Source organism: Chryseobacterium taichungense (genome assembly GCF_900109935.1).
Lineage (GTDB): Bacteria > Bacteroidota > Bacteroidia > Flavobacteriales > Weeksellaceae > Chryseobacterium > Chryseobacterium taichungense.
The window spans coordinates 261,096-284,105 of record NZ_FOBV01000005.1 but is presented as its reverse complement, the minus strand read 5'-3'; the positions used below and the strand labels follow the sequence as shown (position 1 = coordinate 284,105).

At 35.9% G+C, this 23,010-nt stretch carries 14 protein-coding genes and 2 pseudogenes; 2 read left to right on the top strand and 14 right to left on the bottom strand.

What is annotated here, in order from left to right; all coding sequences use genetic code 11:
* Window positions 1-78: 78 nt before the first annotated feature.
* Window positions 79-4,875, bottom strand: a complete 4,797-nt coding sequence (locus tag BMW64_RS12900) for a translocation/assembly module TamB domain-containing protein (protein WP_090000364.1) — start codon at window positions 4,873-4,875, stop codon at window positions 79-81.
* Window positions 4,876-4,879: 4 nt separating this feature from the next.
* Between BMW64_RS12900 and tsaD the strand changes: the two genes are divergently transcribed.
* Together tsaD and BMW64_RS12890 are read left to right on the top strand one after the other, a co-directional pair.
* Window positions 4,880-5,896 carry a tRNA (adenosine(37)-N6)-threonylcarbamoyltransferase complex transferase subunit TsaD gene (tsaD, locus tag BMW64_RS12895; protein WP_090000363.1) on the top strand — a complete coding sequence of 339 codons (1,017 nt, stop codon included), beginning with the start codon at window positions 4,880-4,882 and terminating at the stop codon, window positions 5,894-5,896.
* Entirely contained in the window at window positions 5,896-6,600 is a 705-nt protein-coding gene (locus BMW64_RS12890) for an RsmE family RNA methyltransferase (protein WP_090000362.1), read from the top strand. Before tsaD ends, BMW64_RS12890 begins: the two co-directional genes overlap by 1 nt.
* A gap of 136 nt (window positions 6,601-6,736) precedes the next feature.
* Here the strand turns inward: BMW64_RS12890 and BMW64_RS12885 are convergent, their stop codons facing one another.
* The 13 genes and pseudogenes from BMW64_RS12885 to BMW64_RS12820 all read right to left on the bottom strand — a co-directional run bounded on the left by BMW64_RS12885 (window position 6,737) and on the right by BMW64_RS12820 (window position 22,837).
* Complete coding sequence (locus tag BMW64_RS12885) at window positions 6,737-7,267, bottom strand: hypothetical protein (protein WP_090000361.1); 531 nt, start codon at window positions 7,265-7,267, stop codon at window positions 6,737-6,739.
* Entirely contained in the window at window positions 7,264-7,497 is a 234-nt protein-coding gene (locus tag BMW64_RS12880; RefSeq protein WP_143052700.1) for an RHS repeat-associated core domain-containing protein, read from the bottom strand. Before BMW64_RS12880 ends, BMW64_RS12885 begins: the two co-directional genes overlap by 4 nt.
* A 627-nt stretch (window positions 7,498-8,124) precedes the next feature.
* Window positions 8,125-8,499: a hypothetical protein gene (locus tag BMW64_RS12870; protein ID WP_143052699.1), complete on the bottom strand. Its 375-nt coding sequence runs from the start codon at window positions 8,497-8,499 to the stop codon at window positions 8,125-8,127.
* Between the two features lie 240 nt (window positions 8,500-8,739).
* Window positions 8,740-9,384: pseudogene (locus BMW64_RS12865) on the bottom strand (RHS repeat-associated core domain-containing protein); the annotation flags it as partial.
* Between the two features lie 83 nt (window positions 9,385-9,467).
* Entirely contained in the window at window positions 9,468-9,854 is a 387-nt protein-coding gene (locus tag BMW64_RS12860; RefSeq protein WP_090000356.1) for a hypothetical protein, read from the bottom strand.
* Window positions 9,855-9,856: 2 nt separating this feature from the next.
* A complete protein-coding gene (locus tag BMW64_RS12855; RefSeq protein ID WP_090000355.1) occupies window positions 9,857-10,825 on the bottom strand; it encodes an RHS repeat-associated core domain-containing protein in 969 nt (322 codons plus the stop codon).
* Window positions 10,826-11,039: 214 nt separating this feature from the next.
* Window positions 11,040-11,672, bottom strand: coding sequence for a hypothetical protein (locus tag BMW64_RS12850; RefSeq protein ID WP_090000354.1), 633 nt, complete (start codon window positions 11,670-11,672; stop codon window positions 11,040-11,042).
* A gap of 679 nt (window positions 11,673-12,351) precedes the next feature.
* A pseudogene (locus BMW64_RS20930) lies at window positions 12,352-12,693 on the bottom strand (RHS repeat domain-containing protein); the annotation flags it as partial.
* Window positions 12,694-12,774: 81 nt separating this feature from the next.
* Window positions 12,775-13,251, bottom strand: a complete 477-nt coding sequence (locus tag BMW64_RS12840; protein WP_090000352.1) for a pentapeptide repeat-containing protein — start codon at window positions 13,249-13,251, stop codon at window positions 12,775-12,777.
* A gap of 12 nt (window positions 13,252-13,263) precedes the next feature.
* Window positions 13,264-16,770 (bottom strand): DUF6443 domain-containing protein, encoded by a 3,507-nt coding sequence (locus tag BMW64_RS12835; protein WP_090000351.1) that lies wholly within the window; start codon window positions 16,768-16,770, stop codon window positions 13,264-13,266.
* Window positions 16,771-16,773: 3 nt separating this feature from the next.
* Window positions 16,774-19,521: a PKD domain-containing protein gene (locus BMW64_RS12830; RefSeq protein WP_090000350.1), complete on the bottom strand. Its 2,748-nt coding sequence runs from the start codon at window positions 19,519-19,521 to the stop codon at window positions 16,774-16,776.
* 108 nt (window positions 19,522-19,629) lie between these two features.
* The gene (locus tag BMW64_RS12825) at window positions 19,630-21,069 is read right to left on the bottom strand and encodes a hypothetical protein (protein WP_143052698.1); all 1,440 of its coding nucleotides are present in this window, start codon (window positions 21,067-21,069) and stop codon (window positions 19,630-19,632) included.
* A gap of 7 nt (window positions 21,070-21,076) precedes the next feature.
* Window positions 21,077-22,837, bottom strand: a complete 1,761-nt coding sequence (locus BMW64_RS12820; protein WP_090000348.1) for a T9SS type A sorting domain-containing protein — start codon at window positions 22,835-22,837, stop codon at window positions 21,077-21,079.
* Window positions 22,838-23,010: the final 173 nt, after the last annotated feature.

The following is a 23,010-nucleotide window of genomic DNA, read 5'->3' as shown; positions in this document are numbered from 1 at the left end:
AAATAATTTAACTAAAAAATTTATATCAAATATTAACAATAATTAACACGTATGAGAAAAATCATTATAGAATAAGGATTATTTTGTGGCTGATTTTATGGAATCTGTTTTTATTTCTGTTTTAACCTCAGACGGTTTTTTATCTTTTTTCTTCTTTTTGAAAAAAGAATTAAAGCTCTTACTCCATACAATACCCCCTCCATAGGCCTGATTAGCAGTTCCGTTTGAACCAGCGCCGTTAATAACTCCAATATTTGACGGTTTTGAATAGCCTCTCAAAATAAGACTTCCGTCATTTTTTTTGGAAATATCATATTCAATAGTTCCCTCTCCGGAGAGATAATTGGTCTCGGTATTTTCAGTTTTGGTAAGAGGAATTCCCAATCCGGTCTTTACTTTCACTCTCGGTGAAAGCGCAAAACTTACCCCGGCATTCGCACGGTCACCGGTGTTGGAATATTGATCACCTTTTACATAATTAAGGTCAATCTGAAACTCATTACTCATCGTATTAAGAACAGAACCCAATTGCTTTAAAAGCATATTGTATCCGGAAGATTCGGCAACACCTGCAACATCTACGTCTACTCCACCGGTTTTAGAAACATTAAAACTGTTTAAAAGCAGTATAGACCCGAACTGCAATACTTTTTCACCTTCCTGGCTCATTTTGGCGGCCAGTGTTTCTTTTACCTGGCTGGAAACATCCAACGCTGTCACATTGAGATCAACTTTAGGATCTACAAGAGACTGTGTAATATTAGCCTGAAGCAAAATACTGATTGGCTGCAGACTTCCCATATTCAGGTATTCACCTGCATTGGAAACCATTCTTACATAATTTGCCGTAATATCCAGCGCAGGCTTCATCGCATCACCATCCCATCTGATGCTGCTGCCTTTTTCGATCTGGAAAGTTTTGTTGAGGATGGCCTTAGAGACAAACGTTCCGTTTTCGACTTTATAGGTTCCGTTCATGGCTATATTACCCTGGCGGCTCATCTGGAAACGCAATTTTTCGGCAGCACCTTTTACTGTAATATTTCCAACATCATCACCTATCAATACATTCACTGTAGTTCCTTTATCAACATCAAGGGCAAAATCAATATTCATATTGGCCCCGGATTTTTTCTTTTCTTCTAAAGTTACAAGACCATCTTTACCTTCTTTGAGGAATCTCAGCATTTTAAACTCTTCTACATTGGACGTTGAACCAGAATTGAAAGTGAAAGTACTCCCACTAAGCGCTTTCATATTCGGAGTAGAAAGACTTAAGCCAGAAACCGGGCCGTCGACATACAGATCTCCCTGTCCGTACACTCTTCCCCAGAAAAGATCATAATCTTTCTGAGTTGTATTTAAAACTAATAAATTATCAGCACGCATCACCAGGTTGACCCCCAATGAAGAAAGGGTTTCAAACTGTATCGCTCCTGAAATATTTCCTTTTGAATTGGTTCTTCCGTCGTGAACTTCGATATTATTGAGAATAGCCAGACCTTTAGTTAAAGGAATTACCGTGTCATCAAATGAGTAATCGACACCAGTAAATAGAAGTTTAAGTCCAAAACCTTTCAAGGCAATATCCCCGCTATAATCTAGATCACTGAATTTTCCGCTGATTTTCAAATCTCCGGTCGCTTTACCTCTTAAATTTCCAAAAACGGTAGTAACAAACTGCTGGGCAAAAGCAACGTCAAAATCTCTCATTTCGGCAGTAAGATCAATTGTCGGTGAAGAGGTATTATTATTTACGGTACCCGTCACATGGAGACTGTTATTCCCGATGACACCGGCGGAATTTACTTTAATATCTACATCGTATACATTTAAAGAGAATCCGTTGGTTGCAGAAATCGTGATATCACCCATATCATTTCCGTTCATCATGATATCGTCAATCGTCATATCCACTAACGGTTGAAGCGTATTTTTATCCATCCTGATTTTCACACTTCCGTTGGCCAGACCTTTTATATTCATTGAATTCCCACCAGGCTGCATATCCATGAGCTTTTCAATGGAAAAGTCGTTGACTTCTGCGTCAATATAAAAATCTTTTGCAGATTTGAACTGCGCTTCTTTTACAAATAATGCGCTTTTATCAGAATAGATTCTCAGATTTCTGATATCAAAATCTTTTTCCTTTTTACGGTAAGTGATTGAATGATTAAGCTCGGGACTCGTATCAATAGCCCAGGTCACATCATTGAATTTCACTTCTGTAGGTTCAAAACGGAAAACAAAATCACCGCCTGCATTGGTAGACTGATTGACATTGATGGCATATTCTTTCAGATTATCATCAAGTTCATCGTCAGGACTTCCATGTTTAAATTTCGTTGCCAGGTGGAGAATGGTATTATTTTCATTCCGGCCGCTCAATGTAAGATCTTTGATAATGTTTTTATTGTACTGTACCCTGTTGATCTTAGCAAAGATCTGCTCATCAAGATTTGCCGTATTGATTCTTACCATGACACTGTCTACCATCGCACTGTCTCTGGTGATATTGTCTCTGTCATTGATGGTATATGCAGGATTCGCGGCGGCCAACGCTTTATCAGCCTCGGTAATTTCCTGTTTTTTCGTCATGATATATTTTAATGAGGCAGCATCCAGATTTAGAATAAGATTATTGGAATTTCCATCGTACTGACCTTCAACTTTTGCGCCCTGCGGCAATTTAAGATCCGGAAGGAAATAACTTACCAGACCTTGCTGAACATCAAAGCTCATGGCAAAGCTCTGCCCTCTGTACATTCTTCTAGGAGCCGGCCCTACCAAAATTTTGTTTAATCCGTTCTCTACCATTCCGGCAAGATCGCCAAGATTATATCTCCCTGAAATTTTACCATTGGCAGCTCCCGGTGCATCAACATCGATGACACGACCACCATTCTCAATAAAAGTTTTCAGCTTAGCACTTGGAATTGAATATTTTTGAGTCGCCGTAGCAAAATTTATCCCATTGGCTTCAACATCTAAAGTAAGGTCATTGATTGATGACATTGCCATTTTTCCGTTTACTCTTCCACTTAACACCTGGGTTCCGGGAGTATTGGTAAAATAATTCATGTTGAGATAATTGACATCCGCATTCACATTCATCGAAATTCTTGAAGTGCTGAAATCAATTAATCCTTTAATATTAGCCTTAGCCTGTTCATCATTGACCGTGATTAGTCCGTTATATTTTTTATGATCCAGTAGACCTTCCAAGTACACATTATTGATCTCTTTATTCATGATTTCAATACTGGTAATCCTGGATTTGGTGGTAATCCTCATGGTATTCACATCGAAGCTTTGACCATTGACATCAAATCTTCCCGAGATTAAACCTACTGATTTATTCTTTGTGATAACGGAAGTATTTAAATCTTTAAATTCAGCAATTCCGACATATTTAGGCATTGAGGAACTGTAATCCGTTAAAGAAAACTGGGTGATTTTTGCCTGCCCGATTCCTGTCATCAAATTTCCGCTTGCCACGTACACCCGATTAGGATTCACGCTTGCGGTTCCATTATATTTTAATTTTCCAAAATCATCAGCAAAGTTTTTCATCTTTTGGGAAATGAATGTAGGCATCATTGCTTTCAGATCTTTATAGGTAAAATCTGCAGAAAGATCATTGGTTTCAATTAAAAAATTACCTTTTAACAGCTTGTTGACCTTCATTGATTTTGTCGCGATATTCACATCAGGGTTTCTGATCAGGAAATTATCAAGTTTAAAATCATTCAGAGGACCCGCCATTTTTCCGGAGATGTTAAACGGCTTAAAGTTATCCCAGTTGGTCACAAAATAACTGATGTCGTAACCGCTCAGCTGACTTCCCTGCATTAAATTCATTTGCCACTTCACTCTATCGGCAAAATCAGCCCATGATCCGTCGTCATGAAGATTAAATTTAATATCTCCCTGTAAAAGTGAATGATCTGTATTTAAAGTAAGATCTTTTAAAGCAAGATACTCCGGAGTCATGGAAAGTTCCGTTGAAAAAGTGTCTACGAAATGGGATTTACCCCATCGTGTTGTCGTGAAAGACATATTGTTGATCAGTGCTGAAATATTTCTTCCGTTTACTTTTACGTTAGGCGCTTTCAGATTAAAATTGGTCGCTGTAAGCCATTTTCCTTTTTCACCGGGAGAATTTAAATTGACAATGGAAACTTTAGAATCCAGAATCTGCAGTCTAGAATCCAGCTGAAAAGGAGGTTTGTTGGGATCTCTCTTTTTTCCGCTGTCGAATAATTGTGTGAAACGGATAAAGTTTGAAATACTGTCGCCTTTATACGTAATGACTTTAACGTCAGCATTTTTTAAGGTTAATGAATTAAAACTTAACGAATTATTTTTGGTGATATTTTTAAACAGTGAAAGCCAGTTCGAATTGGCAATAAATTCCTTTGACTGAATAAAATCGTATCCTTTGTAGTCTTTGATTTTTAATCCTTTAACCTTTACATTTCCGAAAAAATTAACCTCAACACTTTCGGTTGACATTTGTGCTTTGAAATCCCGGTTTACAACTTGTAAAGCCTGATCTGCGGCCCATTGTTTGGTGACAGGAAGGTTGATAATGATAAAAATAGAAACGACCAGACCAAGCCCCAACCAGAAAAGAATCAGCAATAAACGAGCCCACCATGAATAGCTGGTAACGTCTTTTACGGCTTGTTTTCCGAATTCCTCAGCAGTTTCAACAGGATGTTTAATGGCATCAGAAGCAAGCTCAGAAGCCTCTTTCACAGTCTCCTTTACTTTGTCTCCGGCATTTTCAACCGCCTTTTGTACCTGATTACCTAAGTTTTCAGCTACCGATTTTTTGTTCTCATTCTCGTTATTATTCTCTAACTTTGCCATTATTATGAGCGACTCTATAATTTTAGGTATTGAATCGTCTTGCGACGACACATCAGCAGCTATCATCAAGGGAAATTCTATTCTGTCGAACATTGCTGCAAATCAGGCAATCCATAAAGAATATGGCGGTGTTGTTCCTGAGCTTGCATCACGTGCTCATCAGCAAAATATCATCCCGGTTGTTGAAAAATCTCTAACTAAAGCAAATATACAACAAAATGCAATTTCCGCGATAGGCTTTACCCGCGGACCCGGACTTTTGGGATCTCTTCTGGTAGGAACTTCCTTTGCTAAGTCTTTGGCAATGAGCTTAGACGTTCCTCTAATTGAAGTAAATCACCTCCAGGCGCATATTTTAGCGCATTTCATTGAGGATGCAAATCCTATGCCGCCAAAATTCCCTTTTTTATGCCTTACGGTAAGCGGCGGACACACGATGATCGTCCTGGTAAAGGATTATTTTGACATGGAAATTATCGGAAAAACAACCGACGATGCCGCCGGAGAAGCTTTCGATAAAATCGGAAAGATCTTTGACCTTGATTATCCTGCCGGACCTATCATTGACAGGCTCGCGAAAGAAGGCAACCCCGATGCTTTTAAATTCAATAAACCTAAGCTTGAGAATTATGATTATTCTTTCAGCGGAATCAAAACCTCTGTATTGTATTTCATACAGAAAGAAGTAAGAAAAGATCCGGACTTTATTAAAAATAATCTGAATGACCTTTGCGCTTCCGTTCAGAAAGCTATCATTGAAATCTTGATGAATAAACTGGAAAAAGCAGCAAAAGATTTAGATATTAGTGAAGTTGCCATTGCCGGTGGGGTTTCGGCTAATTCAGCATTAAGGAAAGCTATGGAAGATAATCATGAAAAACTTGGCTGGAATATTTACATCCCAAAATTTGAATACACCACTGATAATGCTGCAATGATTGCCATGGTGGCTCAACTGAAATTTGAGCGGGGAGAATTTACGGATTTAAGAACCAGTGCAACGGCGAAATACGATTTGTAATGAAATTATTCTACGGAGAGATTGAAGGAAATAAAGTAATGATCAATGATGAAGAACAACAACACATTGTAAAAGTTCTTCGGATGAAGGAAGGTGAAGAAATTCATGTAACCGATGGAAAAGGAAATCTCGCTTCCGGAAAACTGATGATTGAAGGCAAAAAAGCAAATATTGCTGTAGATGATATCAAAAACAATTTGCCAGACTTTTTTCCTGCATTACATATTGCGATTGCCCCTACCAAAAATATCGACCGTATCGAATTTTTTATTGAAAAAGCAGTGGAAATGGGCATTTCAGAAATTACCATTTTACAGACTGAAAAAACAGAGCGCAAAAACCTGAATATCGATAAACTGAGAAAACAGGCAATAGCTGCTTCCAAGCAAAGTTTGAGATTTCATTTTCCGGTCATTAATGACAGCATTAAAATTCAGGATTTCTTAAAAAACATTACTTCCGAAAATACTTTTGTAGCGCATTGTCATGAAAATCTTCATAGAATCACATTAAAGGAAATCCCCACACTCAACCACATCACTTTCCTTATCGGCCCTGAAGGCGATTTTTCCGAAAAGGAAATTATGCTCCTGGCTGACCATCATGTAAAAGCAGTTTCTCTGGGAAATCAAAGATTGAGAACGGAAACCGCGGGCATTTTTGTGGCGGCGTGGAATTATTATAATTTGGAAGGAAATGATTAGTGAGAATATATAGTATTTTATATTTATGATCTATCTTATGTGAAAATAAAATGTTGGGTGAGAATTGGTGTTTGAGACCAGTCGGCTTACCAGTTCCGCTTTCCGATCGATCGGAGCTTTTTGAAATCAATATTTTTTAATCTTCAAAATCAACACTAAATTTCACCTCTTTGTTTAAAAGTAATAGTTTGATCTCTTTTGATTTTTGAGAAGGAGAAATATGAGTGATTTCATTCTTAGAATTAAATGTAATAAGCCAATATTTTGAATCATATTCAATTGGTTTTATTGCTAGGTTTAAATCTTCATATTTTGTTTCTTTAAAAAATTTTTTTAATAGCTCTGATTTATTTCTTAAGTCTTTCGATTCATCTATAATTAATCTATATTCATCTATTTTATAAACTTTACTATAATGGAATCCTGTCAATAATTTTGGGTTTACAAAAGATATTATAATATTATATGAATTCATGTCATTTTCATTAGTGTTAGCTGCCAATATTAATATATTTTGTTTAGGGTCAATTTTTATCTGCGAATTTCTGTCTTCGATAAATGCACTAACAACCTGTTGATAAACATCCTTACTCTGTTGGGAATAAAGATGATTTTTGCAACTAACTCCTAAAATGACTATAAAAACTAGTGAAAAATATTTACTCATGATTTAATTTTTTGTTTTGCTGTTACGAGAGACACCAAACCAGAGGGTCCCCAAGCTCCAATATCTGCTCTATGGTTATATACTCGTATCCACCACACCCATCTTCCAATATCCGGCATATAAAACCTTGCTCCGTAATCATACATTTCGGTCTCCTGGAGTTCCTTTCCGTTGTACTTATACTGATAAGCAGGATTTCCAGCCAAATTATTATACCCTTCATGCTTCAACCCAAATTGTTTTCTTCAAGACTTCTAGGCTGCTACCATTACTGAAATAATTCAAACGTACATATCAATTTTTTAATCTATTAAACCCACCGCAATTGCGGTGGGTTTTGTGTTTTATAGCGGAACACGAGCTACGAGTTCGCGCGGGGAAGAATTACTCATTAGACATTCTTTCAAAGATAACAGGAAACCTTATCAACAATATTTGATATACAAAAATCATAATTGGCACTATCTTCTCAAAAATAACATTCTTTAAACCTATATAATTCTGCTTAAAATTATTATTCTCTCTAAAGACTTTGTTATTTCCAATATTGATAAATCTTTTCATTATATTAAGTAGTATTATTGCTAGTGAAAAGAATAACAAAACTACAAGTAGTTTATTTGAGATAGCATTATACTGAGTATTTAAATAAAATAATCCTGATAAATATAATAGCAAGAAAATAATATAGAATGGCATTACTCTAATTTTTCTATTATAATTAATGAAAATTAGATAATTTATTGCCAAAAAAAATAACGTATGTGATATTTGTATTATTATAATCATTATTTACTATTTTATAAAAGGAACAGGTATTTTAATTTCAACAGTTAGTGAGACACTACCTTTTATTATTATTCTAAAAGACCATTTTTTCGAGATTCTTCGAAAAGATTATTCTCTATTATACTATCTTTTCTGAAAATATATTCTATTGAATCTCCCTTTTTCTTTGATATTGAATCTCCAACTCTATATGGATATTCTAAGATTTTTTGAGAACCATTGGAAAACTTAACATACAGAAAATTATGTTCATGTTTATTATTATAAATATCAATTACTCTCGTATGTCTTTCAATAGATAATAACTTTTGCTTTCTATCAGAATTTGAATTTAAGATTAAATACATTATTGTTAGTAATAAAATGCTTCCAAAAACTATTATAAATATTATAATAGTTTTTTTACTGGATTTATCAACTTCTATATTAAAATTATTTTCCACGTACCCAAGTTTTAGATGCTGTCCACATTACAGGTGAAACTCCCACTCCAGGACCAATACTCGTGCTTATGGTAGAATATCCATTTTTAACAGTTTGAGTGTTTCTGCCAAAATTTGCAGGATCGAACTGATCCGTATTTTTGTAGCCATCATAAGAACGAGTAAAAGTTCCACCAACAGTTGAAGAAAGATGTCCCGCTCCACCAGAAATTGCGCGACCTTCTCCTGCAAAATCACTATTTACGAACTATGCCCAGGATCAGTAGGTGTAATTAAACCTTTTTCAAATCCAGCACTTGCACTTAATCCTAAATTCCCATTCAGAGAAAAGAACCAGTCTGTTTCTTTATTGGTATCTGTAACCTGTCCAATAGAAAAACCTGCTCCTCCTCCAAATGCAAAATTTGCACTAAAACTCCAATAAGAACCTGTATTATCACCTCCTGTAATAATTGTATTTGGACCTACATTAAATGATTCTCCGTTACTATATGATTTTCCATTAAATGTAGCTGAACCATCGCTATTTAGCTCTGCTGAAGCCGTGTCAGATCCTTTTACATATACAGTAGGATTAGTGCCCACATTAGTATATCCTTCTCTTTCTCCGCTTCCTTCGAAATATTGTAATTGCATGGTACCATCTTTCTGATACCAGTCTTTATTTTCCCTTCCATCCGGATCAATAAAACGTATCGGATTGTTGAACGCATAATTATAAGGACTATGACGTGTCATTTTTTCCGCCAGCGGGTCAACAACACCCCATCTTCCAATATCCGGCATGTAAAATCTCGCACCGTAGTCATACATCCCGGTCTCCTGTAATTCTTTTCCGTTATACTTGTAATTATAGCTGTAATTTGGATTTCCAGTCATCTGATTATAAACCTCATACTTTAGTCCAAAAGGAGGTTTTGTGTTTTATCTCCCACGAAGTTGAAAACTTCGAAGAGTGGGAGGTTGGTTTATTTTTTTGGTAAATGCCTTGTTTTAGCTAATAATATTGAAGAAACAACCGACGCTAATAATGATATTATATAACCCTTATTAATATACCTTATAAAATTATCTCTACTATTTAGATTAGTTAAAAAATTACTTCCTGTTATTATATAAATGGATAAACCATAAAATATGATAAAAATAAATTGGAACAAGTTAAAAGAAAAATATAATTTCATTTTATCAAACAAATAATAAAAAACTATTTGAAATATAAAATTAAGCACTAAAATTTGCAACATAACAATTGGTTCCCAAGCAACACTTCCTCCTCCATAATTTCCAATCCTTAAATACAGCAAGAACATTAAAAAGGCAACAACGGATTGATAAAAAAATATTTTCTTCATTTTTAATGACTACAAGTTTGACAAATCCAATTTTTACCATCCCACGTATATGTCCCTTCCTGAAGATTTTGGAGATTTTGAAAGAAATAAAAAATTGAATGTCCAGTATGATTGGAATTTTCTTTATAATGGTCATCATCCACACCATTTTCTCTTTCATTTGCCATTCCACTTAAAGATTCTTTTTTTCTACCATCTGCCATTTTGTTAACAAATTGCCTAGTATCAATATTAGGATCAGCCCAAATTTCACTCGCTTGAAAAGGATCAAAATCTGCAACTAAAGTTATTCTAACTTGCTTTTCAAGTCCATTATCTTTAGCATATTTTTTTAGTGCAGCAACATAGCCCTTTCCATAAGCTCCTCCCATACTGTGAGTAATGATTTTAATTGTTTCAATTATTTCTCCTGTAGTTTTATCTCTTTCTAACCCAGCAATTATATTTTCTGCCTCTCTCATACCCTGCTCATAACCAGCAGTAATTCTATCTGAAGAAACCAAATTCCACCCTCTGTAATTACTTTCTCCTTGAATTGTATTAAACCAACCTCCCAAAGCACCATCTACATACATACGATTATTATCATTAAGATATCTACTAGCTGTAACATCAAATCTATTATACATAGCAACTGGTTGTCCTCCTCCAACAGACATATAACCTCTAAATTGTCCTTTCCAATATTCGGCAGAACCTCCAGAACCTCCGTGTTGTCCATTAATAAAAATGATTAAATTTCCATCAGGATCAATTGCATTGATAGGTGTATTTCCAGCATAAACATAACTTGATTTATCAAAATATAATTCTGCTTTCCTATCAGTTACGCCCCATCTTCCAATATCTGACATATAAAATCTTGCCCCATAATCATACATTCCTGTTTCCTGAAGCTCCTTCCCGTTGTACTTGTAGTTATACATACTGCTTTTCCCAAAGACCGCTTTTTCTTCCCTTGGGATATTCATCCCGAAAGGATAATAATCATTCTGATCCGTAATTTCAATGCCGTTGTTTCCTTTTTTATAGCTTACCCGTACGTTTCCTAAATGGCAGTATAATTGTAAATATACTGATTTTCAAATTCTATTAACCGAACACTTCAATGTGTCTAATTTTATCGAGCGATACGAGCGATAAATTGACAGTATAGAAATGGCATATTCGCATTAAATAGGATTTTTATTGAACCAGTTCTAACTTTCCATTAATTATAGTATAAAAAAAATATTTTCCTTTAATTCTCTTAATAATATAATAATCGTTTCTTGAGTAACGAGCTATATTATCATCCATTTTCTCCCCATTTAAAGTACCTTGAATAAACTGAAGCTCATTTTTAAATTTTCCTTCTTTATCTTCATAAACCTTTTTTCTCATAGTAATGTCATAAGTGTTTCTTACTTCATCATAATAAGTAAATTCTACAACTTGTGTCTTATTGGTTTGGAGTAAACTAACCGTAGGAGCAGGAATATAACTATCATATTTTTTCCAATTGAAAATTATACAATCATTTTCTTTATTGGGTAATGAAGTCAATAAAGTGCTTGTTCCGTCTATGAAGTTATCGAATATAATTACTCTATCCTTACATCCATTAATCATCAACTCTATAACCTCCTTGTTTTCATCTTTTTTCTTTATTTTATCAATTTCTGACTCTTTAATACAATCATTGTATAAGATTTTCTTTTTATCATTGAAAAATTTTGTAATCTTTTGTTCTTGAGCATTACATGACTGCATACATAGCATAATACTAAGGATAGTTATAGAAAATTTATTTTTTATTTGTCCGTTTAATATTATCATAATAATTATATCTTCTTTTTAAAATTGATGAATCCGTCGTACCATATACTGATCTAGCAGCATTTGATCTATCATCTATAGAAACATTCTCTAAAGCTTTTCCAAATTGGTTATAATAAAGACTATTTCCAGCACAATCAATCAAAACTGTTTGTAGGTCCAAACCTCCAAAAATTTTCGGATTTGTTGTATATGATGACCTTAAAAGCAAACCATTTTCTGCACGTATCATATTCTCTATATGCGAAGCAAAAATTTCACCCCTACTTACCCCAAACCAATTTCCACTAAGAAGATAGTTATTTTCGTCTCTTTTATGACCTAATTCATGTCCCAGACTTACGAAAAATGGAGATTCTTTAAGATCAAATGCGGTTGGTGTCTTGGTTCTTTCTTTAGGATCTATTTTAATTGGATCAGATTGCTTATATCCTGCTTCCCCGGTATTTCCTTTATCATACATAATGTTGACATCATGCTTATCATTATCAAAATAAGAAACCAAATCTCTTCCCGCATCTCCACCATTTTCTAAAGCTTGTAAACCTGCAACAATTGCAACAACGTTATCAGATAACTGGACATTTTTATCAATTGCTTGCCATTTTCCATCTATTTGTTGTTGTGTCTGTCCATTAGAATAACGATATCGATTACCCTCGTCTATAATACCTATCCATAAACCGTCGGGATCAATAAATCTAATAGGATTATTTATGGCATAATTGTATGGAGAAAAATTATGTCCCTTTTCGCTCAGCGGATCCACGACTCCCCATCTTCCAATATCCGGCATATAGAATCTTGCGCCATAATCATACATTCCCGTCTCTTGAAGTTCCTTACCATTGTACTTGTACTGATAAGCAGAATTCCCTGCCAACGCATTATACCCTTCGTGCTTCAACCCAAACGGATAATAATTGTTTTCTTCAAGAACTTCTATGCTGCTGCCATTATTGAAATAACTCAACCTTGTATTTCCTAAATGGTCTACATTGTTGTAGATATACTTATTGTTTTCGAAGTTTAGTAACCCACCGCAATTGCGGTGGGTTCTTATTTATCTGTCACACAATAAATCGCGTGGGAACGAAGACATTTATAACAGCATACATCCATTACTTGAAGGATCAAAACCTTCAGGCCAAATAGTTTCAGTATTATATACAGTATCTTTAAATATCGCTTTTTCAATATCAATACAAAGCATATTTGCACTAGATAAGTTTGCACCTGTAAAGTTTGCAAAGTCAATTTTAGCCCCTCCTAAATTAGCTCCTTGCAATTTTGCATGACTAAAATCACAGTATGAAGCTATACTTTCAGATAAATTGGAGCCTAATAGCAAGGTATCTCTTAAATCTGAGGTTATTAATTTAGTTAAAGAAAGATTTGAATTTATCAAATTTGAGTTGAATAAAAATGCTCCTCTAAGGTTTGACTTAAAAAAACTTGTATTACTTAAATTCATATTCTCAAGCTTTGCTCTATGTAATTCTAAATTCTCTATAAGGACTCCATCTAATTTATCATATGGTATTCTTATTTCATTATCATTTTCACAGTATATAATCATAATAAATTAATTTTAATGTCCACCCCAATCATTCGGATCAACTTTTGTATTTTGGACGGGTTGAACTTTAGATTGTTGGCTTGGAGATAAAGTTCCTGGAACTTGGGCTGGTTCATTACCTGTTAATTTCCCGGCTACATATCTGTGATTTCCATCTACAATTACACCATCGCTTGTAACCTTTATTGGAGGTGCAGTATTTCCATCTTGTGCCATTTGAACATATCTTTCAACCATAGGTCCGGAAACAACACCTTGAGCAGTTTGTAAATTTGAATCCTGTAATGCTTGCGTAACAGATTCCTGTGTAACAGTTACTGTTTTTGACACTGAAGCTGTCTCTGCTTCAGTAGCAGTTGCTACTTTCCCTCCTGCTGCTTTATGAGTAACAACTGCAGCAACTACAGTAACAACTGCAGATCCTATAGATTCTGCATCTCCTTTTGCTACGCCTTTTGCAGTTTCCACAATAGCCTTGGCTCCGCTGGTTTCATAAACGGAATTCACATACTGTTTCGCCGCCGCTTTCGCACCTCCCGTTTGATATGCATTATAAACCTTTTTAGCTTCTCTGAATCCTCCCGTAATACCTGTATATGTACTTGTTGCAACTCCTTTTACCATATTTCCCGCAGTCGACCAAGCTCCTTTAGCATATCCACTTGCAAATTTTTTAACCTGGTTCCAAGTTGGCCAAGGCCACATTCCATCAGGGTCAACAAACATTATTGGGTTATCAAAGGCATAATTATAGGGTGAAAATCTTCTTCCTAATTCAGCGGCAGGATCAACGACACCCCATCTTCCAATATCCGGCATATAAAATCTTGCTCCATAATCGTACATTCCGGTCTCTTGCAGCTCTTTCCCACTGTACTTGTAATTATACAAACTACTTTTCCCAAAGACCGCTTTTTCTTCCCTTGGGATATTCATCCCGAAAGGATAATAATCATTCTGATCCGTAATCTCAATGCCGCCCGCTATTTTTTTATAGCTTACCCGTACGTTTCCTAAATGATCTTTATACTGGTAAATGTACTCCTTTTTTTCATAATCATAAAACCCTTCAGCAGTTGGGAAAAAATTAAGGGTAGGGGTAGGATTTTTCACCGCTGCTTCCTTTATAAAAGATTCTTGTTCGTAGGCGTATTCTATAGGATCAAGCTCATTCGGGGGATTTCCTGCTGTGCTCAGATACTGGAATCCGTCCAGGTAATCGGTAATGGTAGTGTAGACAGAGCCATCCTGTTTCAGGAAGTTAAATGTCTTTCTCAGCTTGGTTCCGTCGGCACGGTACAGATAGATCATTTTCTTTTTATTTTCCTCTATCTTAAGCGCATTGGGAAGGTTAAGATGATTATATCCAATAGTATGAATCTGCTTATCCGGCATCGTTTTCATATTCCCGTTGGCATCATATTCCATCGGGTTTCCGCCTCCTTCATAGCCTGTAGGGTTGTCAGTTTTGTCATTAACACTCATTAGCTGGTTGCCGGAATATTCGTACACCAGATCATCAATAAGCTCTGCATTGCCATTGTAAAAACTTTTAGCATTTCTTCTGAGACGAGTTATATTCCCGTTGATATCGTAATTTACCGTCTCATTATTCCATTTGCTTTCAGGTTCCGCATTATCCGGATTTAAAAAGGTTCCCTTCGTAAGACGGTTCAGCCCATCATATTGGTAAGCATATCTTTTCAGGATTCCGTTTGCAGTTGTCCTCCAGTTCACTTCGGATATATTACCATTATACCTTGCGGGGGACAGCTGAGTATTTGTAGGATTCTGGTACCGGATATCGTAACCGAAAAGCTTGTTTTCCATGGATGCTATTACCGCCGGATTGATGCCGGTCATCCAGCCACGGATATTGTAGGCGTAATCGATGCTCTGAAGATTATTCCCAACTTTTTTGTTGATCAACTGACTTTTCTCATTATAGCTGTTTTCGGTTAAGAGTTCCTCTGCATTATTATCTACCTGATGATAGTGCTTCAAAAGCATATTCTGTGCATTATATACAAATCTTTCCTTCACCTGAACTTCTACCATATTTCCATCCCTTTTGTGATAGGTATTGGTCTTTTGTGGAATTCCTGCAAAATCCAGCAGGGTTTCTGTTTTGGTATATCCTCCAAGATAATTTACCGAATGGACTCCGATTACCCTGCCTTTGGTATCATACCAAGTATAATTCCTGGTCCAGCCATCATTTTCAATATTTTTTACATAATTAGCTACAGGAAGTCCTTTGGTGGAAATTCCGTTTGCTGCATTATCTGTTAAAAGGGACTGTGCAAAAACATTGGTGGCAGCAGGTGATCCTGACGGATAAGTATCATAGTAATTAATGCTTAAAAGCTTGGTAATGGTGTTGGGATAACTGCTGGAAGCTGAATTATCATAATACACATTCATGTTGCTGTTGTTAAAGCCTATTGCAGCAGACCGCGTTACATTATTGCTGCCCCTGGAGTCAACATTCGCCTGTTCCGAAGCCCTTCCCTGACCATCATAATTTGCAGAACTTGTATAAATACCTGTGTAGGCCACCCTGCCATACTGATCATATTTGGTGAAAAGCCACTGCTTGGTGCTTCCCATATTAGCATCCTGGGTCATCACCAGCCTATCTTGCTTATCATATACCATGTATTCCCAGCCTTTGCCCGGAAGCTTCTTTTCTACCAGACGGTTTCTTCCGTCGTATTTGTACTGATAACAAAGGTTATTTAAGGTTGTCTCATCGGTATCCCCTGAAATATCAGCAAGAGGAGGAATAACAAAAGTCAACTGATTGTATTCATTGTACACATAATACGTATCGGCTTTTTCTGTGGCATTAAGCATTTTTCTGACCAACAACACCTGTCCCTCTCCATTCTTGAATTCAATGGTCTGGTTGCCGTCTTCATCCGCTACCGTGTTTTTATACAATTGAGCATCACCATAAACAGTACTTTGGGTGATGGTACTTTTTGTGGCTCCGTTTTCCCAGGTGGTCACCGTGGTGTATTTTTTCACCTCATCCGCTGTTGTGTTGGCATCATAACCAAACTGGACCGGCTTCGTATCCCAGGCAGTACCTACCTGTTTCTGTTGTAGGATCCTATCCAAGGGTGAGTTTTCCAGGATTTTCTCTGAAAAGATCTTCTCGGAACCGTAAAGGTTAGGTTGGGTAGCATTGCTCAATGGAGACGTATAAATTCCTCCGTTTTGTGTTCCCTGCTGGGGTACCGGAAGGTAGTCTTTTACCTGTCTTCCGAAGCCGTCGTATTCGATATGGGTTACCACATCTTTGCCTTGCGGAGAGGCTTTGACATTCACTACCTGCTTGGGTCTTCCTAAGCCATCAAAATACTGTACGGTTTCCGAGGTTTTCGTAGCGGTAGTTCCATTATAATCTAAATAAGTCTTTGTGTAAACAAAATTCTCTGTTGTACTGGATTGATTCTGGGCATTCGCCAGTCCGGACAACAGCAAAGCACCTACAGGGATTAATATTTTTTTCATCGGTTATTGTTTTTGATATTGGAAAGAGTTAATTGTTATATCTGTGGTACCGGTAAGTGGCGTACCATTGTAAGATGCACTCAAAACGCCTGTAGTTTTAAATGTGAAAGTCCACTGTCTGTTAATCCCCACAGCTGAGTTTATTTCAGAATAATTTACTGTTCTGTCTGTTAGAGGAATTTTATCTGAAGGAATAAGAGCAATATCTTTTGTCCCCGTAAAAATCCCGGGTCTGAATACAAAATATCCGGATACACTGTTTCCATTGAGATATAAACCACTCGTTTGAAAAACTGTAGGATCTATTGCATTCAAGGTAGAACCATTGTATGGTGGAGATGGAGAACTCATATTTACATTTATAATTTTTGATACACTAATTGATTGTCCCGATGAAGCTTTATAAGCAACGAGTTTAATAGTATACACACCAGAATTTGTAAAAGTAGTACTCACAGTGGGACTATCATAAGGCATTGGATAGCTGGCACCTACACTCGGGTTGATAGACCAGTAATAATGTAAGTCAGTAGGCATATTAGGCATTGTAAATGTATACGTAGCCGTTGCATTTGTATTTCCTATAATATTTGGTCCAACAATATTTAATATTGTTGGATTATCTACCATGATATTAGAATAGTTATATTTGTTTTCTTTCAAAATATTTCCATTCATATCAACTACCTGCTTCAAACGGTTATTATCATCATATACATACATTTCGCGAATCCCGCTTGGTGGTGTTACACTTGTAATACCAATTAAGGGTTTATAAGTATAGGTAGTGATTTGATAATTGGAAAGATTTGAATTGTTGCGGAAAGCATCTAGTTTCTGAATTAAAAGATTTTCAGAATTTACATCAGTATCTTGATTTGATTTAGCAATCAGATCATCAACTAAGGTGCTAATCCCGGAAATCCCCATTAATACATCATAGCCCATACCTTCAATTTTTATAATAGGAAGAGTTTTATTATATCCCCAGATAAATGATACTGGGCTAATACCTTTTTCTGAATATTGAAGGATATTCCCGTTAGAATCATATTTATCATATGTTACAAAATTATTTGGAGAAGCAAGGTTATCTAATGCATATATTTTTGTAGATAACGGCAGCAAAAGTCCATTGGTCGAGGAAGTCTCTGCCGAAGTTTTCGGGAAATAAGTTTCTACTTTTTGCAAAGTTTTTGTTGTTCCGTCAATTGTTTTTTGGGTTGAACTAACCAATGGAATACCAATCATGTTTTTTGATTTCATTAATTGATTATCCATCTCATCTGCATATTGATAAGTCTTCTTAGCAGTTGACCCATCTGGAAAAATAGTTTCTTCCTTTGTTATTTGTTTATGATTGGTGTTATCGTAAGAGAAATTTTTTGTAGTAATAACAGGTGTACCTCCGACAGAGGGATAATTTTTTTCTATAATTTTATTCGGATACCACCAGTTAATCTTTTCCTCATAAAATCGATCAAAAATAACACCTTTCACCATTTCATCACAAGGAGGAGACATTGAGCCATTATTTGCACCAAAGGGATTGATAAAGCAATAAGGGGATGAACTTCTCATAATTCTTAGTCCCGGTATATTAAAAGATTCTCCAAGATTGTACGTATATTCTTTTTCAGATAGTAAATTATCCGTACTATCATAATGGTATTCATTTATTAATTGTCCGTTTTCATCATATTGTCTATCTTTTTTTACGTAAGGTACAAAGGTGCCAAATAGAACATCTGGAAAATTATTATATCTATATACTGATTTTCCTATATTTTTTTGAAATGAGAATGGAACAGCATTAACATTACTTACAGTTACCTGGCTATATCCGATTGATTGGCCTGCTGCTGAATTTCCTAATGGCAGAAAACTGCTTCCAGAAGCTTCGATAAAGTTAGCAATAGGTTGATTTCTCTTATAAATAGGAGTCTTTAAAGAATTTATAAAAGCAGATTCCATATCTGCAAAATAAGGTAAAGAAGGAGGATCTGACATGTATCCTTCCATATAGCTAGTTGCATTATAGAAATTAAATAATGGACTCATAATTTTTCCAGAACTATTACCATCTGTGATGTTATATGAAAACAATTTTTCTTGTAAATTTCCTGTTCCATCTATATTTTTGATCGACTTAATTCTTAAACCAGCTCCTATTTGATTTACAGAAGTATACTTATTCTGTACTGTTGCTTTCAAACTAAGATCAAAATAGATAAATCCTCCATTATTTGTCTTTATTTTGTATGTTCCAGGATCCAAAAGCACCGCAATAGATGTTTTAGTCTGTCTTGAAAAATATTCCAAATTATTTGGTCCTGATAGGGTTTTGGAAGGTAGAAACCGGATTTTACCGACGGCTCCACCTTGTCTTTCCAGTGAAACGTCTGTTGCTAATACCTTAGGATATATTTGAGTATCACTATATTCATAAGGCGAAGAATTATTTTTAAAATTATATTCTACCTTTACAAATGATTTTTCAGAAATAGTAAAAGTTTTTTCAGTTGTGCCTAAAGCCGCTACATCATAAGTTACTTCAGATATATTTTTACCATCAGATTTATAGTAAGTGTTAGGCTCATATTCAAAGTTTGTTCTGCCTCCTGTAGGGTAATAAATAGTTTTTAAAATACCTGTCTCTATGAAATCTGCATTGGGATTACGATTTGCTCCGTCTAATCTTACTACAAGATCATTATCAATATAATCATAATAAGGAATAAGTGTTGACAAGCTTTTATTAAAATACTCAGAAATTTCTAAAAAAAATGTAGAAGAAGAAATTGGTTGAAATTTATATCTTTGAATATTATTATTTGCTGCACCATTGTAATATCCCCATTAATCTACAGAATAGCTGTCTTTTGGAGGCAGTGGAATATCATTATATTGAAATCTATACCATTGTGGATTATTGCTAGTTGAATGCAAAACAACAGCATCTAATTTTAAACGTAAATAATCTTGTTTATTTGTTAGGTTTATTTTATCCTGATTAAAATAGCTTGTTATAAATCCAACTCTTTCAATCATATTATTATCCTTGTCATACACTGTGAAATTATTCAATGAACCTATTGAAATACCACTTGAAGATGGCTTACGATCATCTCTGTTGTTTGAATTCATTGCAAAATCTATGTAGCCTTCTTTAAAATTAATTCTTTTCAAATATTTTTCATAACTTTCCGTATAGTTTTTGATAGTTCTATTATATATCTGACTCTCTGGTAAGCAAAGACCCGCTGTATTAGTTGTAAAATAGCTTTTAGTGTCTCCTGCTTCTATCGATTTTTTCCACTGAATATTTCCTTGCTCCTCAATCCCATTTGGACTTACAATATTTACACCTCCAATCGATGAAGGATTATCATATAAATATTCAAATGTAACCTCTTCGCCAGTAGGTGATTTTATCTTATTAATATACCATCCTGTTATATTGGTTTCGCTTACATACTCTTCTGATTGATTACAGGTCTTTTGTCTTGATCTTGAATATTCTAGTACGCCAAATTCATATTCCATACCATGGATATCTTTTACCGTCCATTTTTTAGTATCTATATTATAGCTAAAGCTTAATTGTCCATCTTCTGTTGACACAATTTTCAATCCACCGGTTGAATTCTTTTTGACTAAAAGTTTACCTGAAAATCCCAAAAAGTTAAAATGATATATATCAGGTTCTCCATCTTGAGGTCCTACTAAAGGATCCATATCCGAAAGATAACCATAAGAATCTAATCCATTTGATCCAAATACTTGTGATGATATATACCCCCCTAAATATGCTTTCATTGCAGGTGTCATAATTTCGTGAACACTTGGAGGATAATTTGTACTATAAGGATAAAGACTATATTTTATCCTTTGATAGGTATTCATAATAGTAAAAGTATTTGACTGTGGAGGGAAAGTATACATTCCATACCGGAGATATCCGCCAGAGCCAAAGTCGTCCATTCCACGTACTTGTCTAGTTATTACTCCGCCTGCATTTAATGACCAGCCTAATCCAACCCAACTTGCTTCATCAGTAACTTTAATACCCGACGAATGATACGATACTGAAATTGGAATTTTAATATTTCCTGATTTTACTGTATATAAAGGTATAATGTTACTTGGTACTCCAGTATAGTTATTTACAGGGATTTCACCATATTTTCTGAGCGAACTTACATTAGGTGATGGCGAAATAACTTTTGGCAATTCAGTTCCCTGTGATAATAAAAAATTATAAATTAAAGCTATAAATAGCAAATATATTTTTTTCATATTAGTATTATTTCTTAATAATTTTAGCGCTCGCTGTTTTATTCTCATTTGTTTTCACGCTCACCAGGTACGCTCCCTGCACTAGCGCCTGCGTATTGATCTTCGTTACCTTATTCTTCGTTTTTACACTCTGCAGCTGTCTTCCGCCCATATCATACACCGTAATCTCCGCTTCAGTCTTCCCATCTCCCAGCATCCCGCTTCCAGCATCCATATTGATTTCCACATATGCATAATCACTCACCGGATTCGGATAAATCTTAATATCCTGCTTTTCGATCAGCTGATCAATCTGCTTGTCTCCCAATTTTACAATCTTCCAGTTCTCTTTTCCCAGTTCTTCTGCACTTGTTCCGGCCAACACAATTGAACCGTCTCTGTTTAATTTAATATCTGAAAGCCTCTCTTCTTTTTTCTTTGATTCTCCCTTCACATGTTTTCTCCACTGCTCATTTCCATTTTGGTCCAGGTACAGCATCCAAAACGTTTCATCATCACTTTCGATCCGTCCTTCCGCCTGAGTATAACCACCCAGCAAAATACCTTTAGACTTCCCGCTTCCATCTTCCATCTTCCCGCTGATCACACTCATCCCCATCAGTACATCCCTATTCTTGAAGTTGTAAGATTTCTGCCAGATTTCTTCCCCTCTTTCATCGAGTGAAATCAGCCAAAGGTCAGTTCCTTCTTCAATACCGACTGTTTTATTTCCCGATCTTTCCGATCTTGATTCGCCACCGATTAAGTATCCGGTAGAAGTCAACGCCAAGGTTCTTAAATGATCATCACCTTTTCCGCCAAAGTTCTTTTCCCATTCCACTTTTCCGTCTTTCGAAAGCTTAATGATCCAGTAATCACCTTCACCATAGTTGCCGCTGGCTTTAGCATGATTGATGATTGATAATTGATGATTGATTCCCGAATTAGAATTTGTGTTCTGAGAATCATCATTCATCATTGATTGCTTATCATTCATTGTTACCGCACTACTTCTTGAATACACGCCCAACAAAGCCCCGCCATCCTTCGTTGGAATCATCTTCTCAACTTCATCCAAACCTTTTCCGCCCAACACCAATTGTGATAATTGCTTTCCGTTTTTATCCAGCCGTACTACCAGAACATCTTTAGAACCATAGCCTGCTGTTCCCTTCGAGAGCCTCAGGGAACGCTGATCCGTTGATTGTCCCGTTGCCTGAGCGGAGCCGAAGGCAACATTCCCCGCCACAAAAAATCCCATATCCGTCGTCTGGATCACCGCTCTGGCTTCTTCATCCGAAGCGCCACCAATGGTTTTCTGCCACAATTCATCTCCGAATTCATTGATCCGGATCAACCAGATATCAGATCCACCTTTGGAATCCTCTTTTTTATCAAAACCTTTCCCGCTGAAACTCGTGCCTGCCAGCAAAAACCCACCTTCCTGAGTGTTCACCGTAGCGGATAGAAAATCATGGTTCTGTCCCGAGAAATATTTTTCCCAGACTTCTTCCCCTTGTTGGTTGAGCTTGATTAAATGGAAATCGTAGCCATTATTCTGCTTCTGGCTGTTGGCGTCTGGCATCTGGCTTTTACTTCCCGCTTCCATCATCCCGCTTCCAGCCCTAATGGAACTTCCGGTTATCAAATACTGCTGGTCAATAGTTGTGGTAATCTGCGAAAGAAAATCCTGTGTCGAAGATTGGATGTCTTTCTGCCAGATGACTTCCTGGGCGGAAACGCTCAGGAATGTGCATAAAGTTAATGCACTGAAATAGAGTCTTTTCATACGTAGTGTTTGAAAGAGTTAATATTATTGTTTGTGATGAAGTTAATTTTAAGAAACTAAAGATTTGTTTGTCTTTAAAAAAGTGGAGCAATTACAAGAAATTGCCTGGATAGAAGTTGTTGTTATCATGGTTTTTTGTTTTATTAATTTTAAATTTTGGATTGAAATATAAA

Bases quoted from the DNA above. Each gene is read 5' to 3' on its own strand.
- BMW64_RS12835 (WP_090000351.1), bottom strand. From the start codon at position 16,770: ATGAAAAAAATATTAATCCCTGTAGGTGCTTTGCTGTTGTCCGGACTG.
- BMW64_RS12850 (WP_090000354.1), bottom strand. From the start codon at position 11,672: ATGATAATATTAAACGGACAAATAAAAAATAAATTTTCTATAACTATC.
- BMW64_RS12860 (WP_090000356.1), bottom strand. From the start codon at position 9,854: ATGAAGAAAATATTTTTTTATCAATCCGTTGTTGCCTTTTTAATGTTC.
- tsaD (WP_090000363.1), top strand. From the start codon at position 4,880: ATGAGCGACTCTATAATTTTAGGTATTGAATCGTCTTGCGACGACACA.
- BMW64_RS12900 (WP_090000364.1), bottom strand. From the start codon at position 4,875: ATGGCAAAGTTAGAGAATAATAACGAGAATGAGAACAAAAAATCGGTA.
- BMW64_RS12840 (WP_090000352.1), bottom strand. From the start codon at position 13,251: ATGATTATATACTGTGAAAATGATAATGAAATAAGAATACCATATGAT.
- BMW64_RS12885 (WP_090000361.1), bottom strand. From the start codon at position 7,267: ATGAGTAAATATTTTTCACTAGTTTTTATAGTCATTTTAGGAGTTAGT.
- BMW64_RS12820 (WP_090000348.1), bottom strand. From the start codon at position 22,837: ATGAAAAGACTCTATTTCAGTGCATTAACTTTATGCACATTCCTGAGC.
- BMW64_RS12825 (WP_143052698.1), bottom strand. From the start codon at position 21,069: ATGAAAAAAATATATTTGCTATTTATAGCTTTAATTTATAATTTTTTA.
- BMW64_RS12890 (WP_090000362.1), top strand. From the start codon at position 5,896: ATGAAATTATTCTACGGAGAGATTGAAGGAAATAAAGTAATGATCAAT.
- BMW64_RS12855 (WP_090000355.1), bottom strand. From the start codon at position 10,825: ATGAATATCCCAAGGGAAGAAAAAGCGGTCTTTGGGAAAAGCAGTATG.